Origin of the sequence: Psychrobacter sp. FME13 (assembly GCF_014861395.1) — a bacterium.
Taxonomy (GTDB): Bacteria; Pseudomonadota; Gammaproteobacteria; order Pseudomonadales; family Moraxellaceae; genus Psychrobacter.
The window spans coordinates 1-6,603 of the sequence record NZ_RRYV01000169.1 but is presented as its reverse complement, the minus strand read 5'-3'; the positions used below and the strand labels follow the sequence as shown (position 1 = coordinate 6,603).

General features: G+C 41.3%; 8 protein-coding genes. 2 read left to right on the top strand and 6 right to left on the bottom strand.

From position 1 onward, the window contains the following. Positions 1-147: 147 nt before the first annotated feature. Both EI164_RS13910 and EI164_RS13905 read right to left on the bottom strand, forming a co-directional pair. Positions 148-471 (bottom strand): hypothetical protein, encoded by a 324-nt coding sequence (locus tag EI164_RS13910; protein ID WP_192520525.1) that lies wholly within the window; start codon positions 469-471, stop codon positions 148-150. Next, entirely contained in the window at positions 471-1,232 is a 762-nt protein-coding gene (locus tag EI164_RS13905) for a ParA family protein (RefSeq protein ID WP_192520524.1), read from the bottom strand. Before EI164_RS13905 ends, EI164_RS13910 begins: the two co-directional genes overlap by 1 nt. Positions 1,233-1,331: 99 nt before the next feature. On the opposite strand from EI164_RS13905, the gene EI164_RS13900 reads away from it, so the two are divergent. Beyond that, a complete protein-coding gene (locus tag EI164_RS13900; protein ID WP_225739310.1) occupies positions 1,332-1,550 on the top strand; it encodes a hypothetical protein in 219 nt (72 codons plus the stop codon). An 18-nt stretch (positions 1,551-1,568) separates the two neighbouring features. On the opposite strand, the gene EI164_RS13895 is transcribed toward EI164_RS13900, so the two are convergent. From EI164_RS13895 to EI164_RS13880, 4 genes are all read right to left on the bottom strand, one after another. Then, positions 1,569-1,865 (bottom strand): hypothetical protein, encoded by a 297-nt coding sequence (locus EI164_RS13895; RefSeq protein WP_225739309.1) that lies wholly within the window; start codon positions 1,863-1,865, stop codon positions 1,569-1,571. A 70-nt stretch (positions 1,866-1,935) separates the two neighbouring features. Next, positions 1,936-2,136 carry a type II toxin-antitoxin system RelB/DinJ family antitoxin gene (locus EI164_RS13890; protein ID WP_192520523.1) on the bottom strand — a complete coding sequence of 67 codons (201 nt, stop codon included), beginning with the start codon at positions 2,134-2,136 and terminating at the stop codon, positions 1,936-1,938. A 136-nt stretch (positions 2,137-2,272) separates the two neighbouring features. Beyond that, positions 2,273-3,208 (bottom strand): replication initiation protein, encoded by a 936-nt coding sequence (locus EI164_RS13885; protein WP_192520522.1) that lies wholly within the window; start codon positions 3,206-3,208, stop codon positions 2,273-2,275. Positions 3,209-3,582: 374 nt separating this feature from the next. After that, positions 3,583-5,748 (bottom strand): MobA/MobL family protein, encoded by a 2,166-nt coding sequence (locus EI164_RS13880; RefSeq protein ID WP_192520521.1) that lies wholly within the window; start codon positions 5,746-5,748, stop codon positions 3,583-3,585. 285 nt (positions 5,749-6,033) lie between these two features. Between EI164_RS13880 and EI164_RS13875 the strand changes: the two genes are divergently transcribed. Continuing rightward, on the top strand, positions 6,034-6,486 hold the full coding sequence (locus EI164_RS13875) for a hypothetical protein (protein WP_192520520.1): 453 nt from the start codon (positions 6,034-6,036) through the stop codon (positions 6,484-6,486). The last annotated feature ends 117 nt before the right edge of the window (positions 6,487-6,603 follow it).

The window sequence follows — 6,603 nt, the reverse complement described above, 5'->3', positions numbered from 1 at the left end:
GTTCAATAAAAAGCGTATACACAGTGCATTGGGCTATGTATCGCCTTTTGAGTTTGGAGACCTTCCTAAATTTTGTGTAAGTATTTAATCTAAACGTCAGTTACACAGAATCTGGGATGGTCTCTAACTTATCGGCGGTGCAATAACCTAAGTAATGGTATTGGCTTTTAATATTGTGTTGATAGTATCGTTTACACTGGTGTTGTTATCTTCTGCCAACTGCTTAACGGCTTCATAAACTGAAGGCTGTATGAGTATCTGTACACGTCTGCTTTTAGTCTCTGCGTCTTTGGGTGTAATCATAACTTTAGGTCTCACTTGCTGAAGGCTCTTAACTCTAGGCTTGGCGTTGATGGTAGTCTTAGTCGTAGCGGCGTGTGCTTCGTCCGCTTTGTTTTCTACTTCAGCTTCTGGGATATCGATATATGCCATCGCTGGGCTAGATTGTGTGAAGCTCTTCTTAGTTGTCATTATTTAATCTCCTTCCAGATTGCTTGCATAAGGTCGTTGTAGTCCTGCGATGCGTTGCTTTTATCATCATAAGTAAATAGGTCTTTACGTGTGGCTTGTGCTTCTTTGACTGCCACGCTTTCACGTATTACTTGTGAATATACTTTAGTGTCTAGTTGGCTTGCTGTTTGCTCTATGACTGCGTGAAGGTCACGGCTTAAGATAGTTCTAGGATTGTGTCTAGTTAAGACAATACCTAATACTTTTAACTCTTTGTTGGTGTAGCGTTTGATAGCGTCTAAGCTCTGTCCTAGCTGCGTGATACCTTGAAGACTGAATATATCGGCTTGTGCTGGAATGATTGCAAAATGACTAGCCGTTAAAGCATTAACCATAATCACGTTTACGCTGGGCGGAGTATCCATCACTACATAATCATAGCCCTGTAAATTTTGCAGAGCTTCTTTTAACTTATACTCTTTCCCTATACTGTTTAATATCAAGTCAATATTAGCCAGTTTAGGATCTGCAGGAATCACATTAAATCCTTCTTTATTTAATTGTATCTTGCCAGTTTCTAGTTCACCCGTGATCAGAAGCTGCAGACTTGAATAATTACTATGGCTAGAGCTCGTAGCATAAGTAAGATTACCTTGTTGGTCTAAATCAATGAATAGCACCTTCTGCTTCTTCTTAAGCTGTAACCATGCTCCAATAGCGTGAGCGGTGGTCGTCTTACCCACTCCGCCCTTCTGATTAATTACGGCTATTACTTTAGGCATCTGTAGAATTCCATTTTATGATTATGTGCATGATTATGTTTATGTGTATGCTTATATGTATGACTATGATTATGTGTATGCTAACTATACACTAAAACCTTGGTAATCCCCCCCCCCAATTATCAAGAGCAGATAGCACAGTTGAACAAAACACTGGATAAAGCCAACTCCAGTATTCAGGATTTTGCGCAAGTTAGGCTGTTAGAATTTAAAAAAGCTGAGCAGGGCTATGAGCTGCCACTTGAACAAGAGAAAGAGAAAACAGACGACTCAGCCGTAGCTACGGCTGAAAAGAAAAAAAGGTGGTGGGAATTTTAGACGTTGCGATTTTATCGACTAATGATCTAACAAATACGCTTCTAGTGCATCATTAATCATATCTTGGTAGTTTCCGCCGGTCTTTTTCGCCTTATCCTGGAATCTAGCGATGATACTAGGACTTACGATACTGGCACCGACCATAGAATCAGATGACACTATGCTGCCACGGGTCGCACTCGACCAGTCCGTTACTTCAGGCATATCAGACAAATCGATATCATGATCTGGAAGCATCGCCAATCGTTGCAGATTCGCTTCTTGCTCAGCGCTTAAAGACGGTAACTCATTTGCTTTATAGCTAACCCTATTCATAAAACCTCCTTTCAGCCTTGGTGGCAGGCCGCGCTGATATGATACGAATAAGCTCACCACCCTCACTATTTCATTGATCACCGTCTTCAAGCGTATGGGTGCTAGGCATGGTCTGATAATCAAAAGACAGCGGTATGCTATTGGTTTCGGCTACCTGATGCAAAAACAACTTAATCGCTTGCGAAGGCGTTAAACCATAGCCCTCAAGTACCGAAAATGCCTTGTCTTTTAACTCTTGATCCAGACGGATATTATAATTGGTTGTGCTCATAGCATTACGTATCGCTTATTTATGTACCATCAATATAAGCGATACGTAATGCCAATTCAATAATTTTAGGGTTTTGGACTTTCATAAATAGTAAAGGCAGTGGGTAGTTCATCTATAATCAAGATTAGATGCGGTATTAGTGTTTAATCTTTGGTAGATAGCTCTCTAAAGCCTTATTAGGCTTGTTAAAACTTTCAGGCTCTCGCTGTATGATATTAATCATTTCGCGCTTAAATGCCTCAGTCTGCATTTTGCCGTCATAACTTAGGCTTGGATGGTCGTTATAGTCATTCATAAACTGCACGCTATCAACAATGGACTGGATGGCTGCTTGCGATAATGCACCGTCTGCACCCGTTAGCTTGTCTAATGTTTTTTTATGGAAACTCAGCTTTAAGCCTCTAAATCCCTTACCTCTCGATTTCTTTTGATACTCCACGCTAACACTATAGTTTGTATTCTCGTTAATGTCGTTAATAGCTGTTTCAATAACAAATTGTCGCAAATGACCGAACTGCTTGTATTTACCTTTGACATTCATTACATGCTTAAATTCTTCAAGTGTAAAATCTTTGCTGTACTGAAACTGATTAACCCACATAACGACCAATTCATATAAACGTATTGAGTGGATACTTGATAACTCGCCGATTTCAAGCAACTTATACTTAGTAAAATTAGCTCTTAGCTGTGTCAAATAAGGCAAAATCTTTTCTGCAAAAGATAAAGAAACTTCTCCGTTATCCGGGTCATAGACAATACTACTGATAAGTCTTGTTTGAAGTATTTTGTTTTCGGGCAAGCTCATTACAATATCAACGTCATACAAACGCTTACTTGCGTTTTCCATATCACGATAGACGTTCTGCTCGTTTTTAGACTTCTTACCAAAGAACAGTGACTTTATATCATCTACAGACACTTTAAATTCAGTCTGTTTTGTTACTTCTGGTGCGTCAGGTCTGCTGTCTATCTGACTAATACACGCAAGCATTAGCTCTTTGTCTGTTTTTTGCATTGTGTATGTTGCTAAAATCAGCTCGTTTGATTGAACAACTAAATTATTTTCCATTTTTAATCCTGCTCATTTACTGTTTTTTTAAAAACACTCAAGCTATAGTAACATTAAAAACAGTTGAATAAACAGCATTTAATATACGACTGTTTTTTCTGCTCATTTACTGTTTTTTCTGCTCATTTACTGTTTTTTCTGCTCATTTACTGTTTTTTCTGCTCATTTACTGTTTTTTCTCTTTGTAAGCTATTGATTATAAAGGTGAAAAAAGGCTCTTAAACAGGAGTAAACAGGAGTAAACAGGATCAAATAAAAACCCTTAAAGAAACGGGTGATAAATTTTTTTTGTGGATAAGTGAAAAATCATCACTTAAACCACGTAGCTTGCCTGAGCAATTTATCCCTCAGTAACAGTTTTTTTAAGGAGTAGATTAAAGACTAAATCCTCGGCTAGGTGAATGAGTTTTATTAACCTGATGTTTGTACGACTCTAAACCGCCCTGTAGGGCTTTGTGTTGGCTTTCAGACAGATCTTTGCCATATTGCTCAGTAAACGTCTCTAAAGTGGCTTTAAGAGCCTCTGAGTAGGTCTTACGCTGGGTTGTTGGTAAGGAGTTAACCTCACGCAACGCAAGTTTGAATTGCTGACAGGTTTTATCTAAGGTATCTGCTAGATGTTCTTTGGCAACGTCTCTTGCCTCAGCTGGGCAGTTATCCTGATTGATGTAATCCATTAATTCTTCTATATAGCTGAACGATGACATGGTGTCCCGAGTCATTCTGCCAACCTCTCCTGCGCTACCGCCCAGTTTGTCGATAATACTGCTATTAAATGCCGTTCGTTTTTGATCGATATTGTCTCTGAAATCTGTAAAATGCTTGGTAAGCGCTAGATACTGCTCACGTTCAGCATTAGGATCACGCAACAGCTTGATAATGGCTTTGTTGTTCTCAACCAGCGTGTGATCAAAACGTTTGGCCACTTGGCGTAAGTGCGCGGTAAATTCCACCGCTTTATCGTGGTCCTCAATACCATGGTGCTGTGCAAACTCGTTGAGTAGTGCCACTTGCCGCTGATCAAATTTATCAGGGGCGTCATCCGCGGTTTCTCCTTGCGCCCATCTGATAGCCATATCATCACGATGACGTTGTATTAAGCGCATGGCTAGGTGCAGCTTCATACGTTCAACATACTCAAAGATTCTCTCATCTTTGTGACGGTTTGCTCGAGTGTCTCGATCAATGCGTCCTTCTTGTCGATCAAGTCGAGCAGCTCTTGCTCGTCGTGCTGCGTCATCGAAGGGGTTGGGGGCTGGTCTTGCACTTCGCTCAGTTGCTTTGTTAATTTCAATATTTGACTTTCCGATAGCTTCAGTGATTCCCTCAATTGCTTGTTTTGTGTCGTCAATTCTTTGTGTGAGCTTATTGTTTGCTTGTTTTGTGCCATTAATTCTTTGTTTTGTGTCATCACATCGCTTTGGTAGGTTTTCGCATCGTTTAGCTGCCCAAGCAATGCCTGATTTTGCGTCTTCAACGCATCGTTTTGTGTCGTCAACTCGAATTGCCGTTCTATTATTTTGTTCTGTGCAGTATGTAATGTGAGGTTCTGAGCTTCCAGAGAGTTGTTTTGCAAAATCAGCTCGTCGTTTTGTGTCTCCAATGCGTCCAGGTAGTCTTGCATTTTTCTCAGTTGCCCAAGCAAGTCCGTCTCGATATTGTTTGATTCGTCGCTCATTGTCTGCCTCCTGTTTGATATGGTTGTCAGCCACCAATTTGTTGCGTGCTTTGATGGCGCGGTTGGTATTACCTTTTTCGGTCGTGATGCCTCGGCGCTCCATGGCCGTCGCCTCTACTCCCATTTTAATGGTGGGCTGCTGATCAAGCCCCTGATCCTTGTAACTGCGCGCATCCATCAGCGGTAGATGATATTGCGCCAATACCTTATTGGCGGTATCTACCCATATCTCCCGAATACGCTTAATCTCCTGCATCGATGACGGCAGATCATGCGCCTTACGTTTTTTATTGGACCACTCAAACGGGGTCTTAAGCTTTGGATCAAACGCCAAGGTTTTATTTGGTCCAATGGTAGGCGCTCGAGTAGTGACTAAAATATGCGCGTGAAAATTACGGGGATCAGGGTTCTCCTCACCCTCACGCAAATACTTAGAGCTTGGCGGTACATTAGGATCAAAAGGCAATTTCATCACCGGACGATGGATACACACATCCGCAATCACATCCATATCGTCGCAAAGCTTTTGAGCAAAGTTGATAGCCAGTGAATGGCGCTCTTCCTCAGACAACTCATGAGACAAATTAATCAGCCACTCACGCGCCACCCGACTGTCCGAACGTGTCTCTGCCGCTTCAGCGGTATTCCAAAGTGTCTCTCGATCCACACTCACACCCAGCGCCTTTAGCGAAAATGGCAAAACAATATCGCTACTCATCACCCCAGACTTTTTACTATAGTCATGCGTCTTGCCATATTTGGCATCATCAAGCACATCCCCAGCACGATAGGCCGCCGACGCCACCGCCGACTGTCCTGCTTTTCGAGAAATCGCCTTTGTCGCAATATGTACCATCGTCATAAAGAGCCACCTGCTATTGTTGCTTTTTGCACACCACCGCTTTTTGTGGTGTGCGGGGTTTGGGGTTTCCCCAACGAAGGGCGATTCAGTTTTTAAAATAGTAACGAAGTGGATAGATTAAAAACTGAGTCGTTACTTCGCCCTTAGTCAGGGAGACACCACCATCACCCATTAAAATAAAATATATCAGATTTAGAATTATTCTACCTTAAAGAGTAGCATAGATGATTGAATGATGCCTAGCGCCTTGCTATGCTAGGTTAATATTAATAAAAGGAATTGATGATGTCTGTATCTATTTTTGATAATCAAAAAGCCAATGAGTTAAAAGAGCGTCAACGCTTAGAGGAGTTAAAGCGTAAAGCTAAGCTGCAGCAAGTGAAGCTTGATAAGCGATTAAACAAACAAAAAATATTGATGGGCGCTTTTTTAGGACAGGTATTAGCAGGAGAGAGTGAGGATGAAAAATTTATTCAAAATTACTTTGCGAAAAACTTTCCAGAGTTTTTAACCAGAAAATCAGACAAAGAGTTGTTTGCAAGTATGGTGAAAAGCTTGGGGGGCGATATTGGCCTAGATGAAGAGGCGTCTAAAGCTGATGATCAGCCAGCTGAGCAGGAGCAGGATCAAGTTGAGCAACCTGATGATACGGACTATACGGATGACGACATCCGTGAGTTATTCTCAGATCCGAAGATTGATGCGTTAGCGCCCCATGATGACGGTTATCGTGGATAATGTATTTTTAGTTAGGCACAATGTGCGTAAGTTTTAGTCTCTTATTTTTTTACAGGATTTTCATCATGACAAGTACCCAACAACGTGCGGAACTGCATCGACAAATTTGGCAAATTG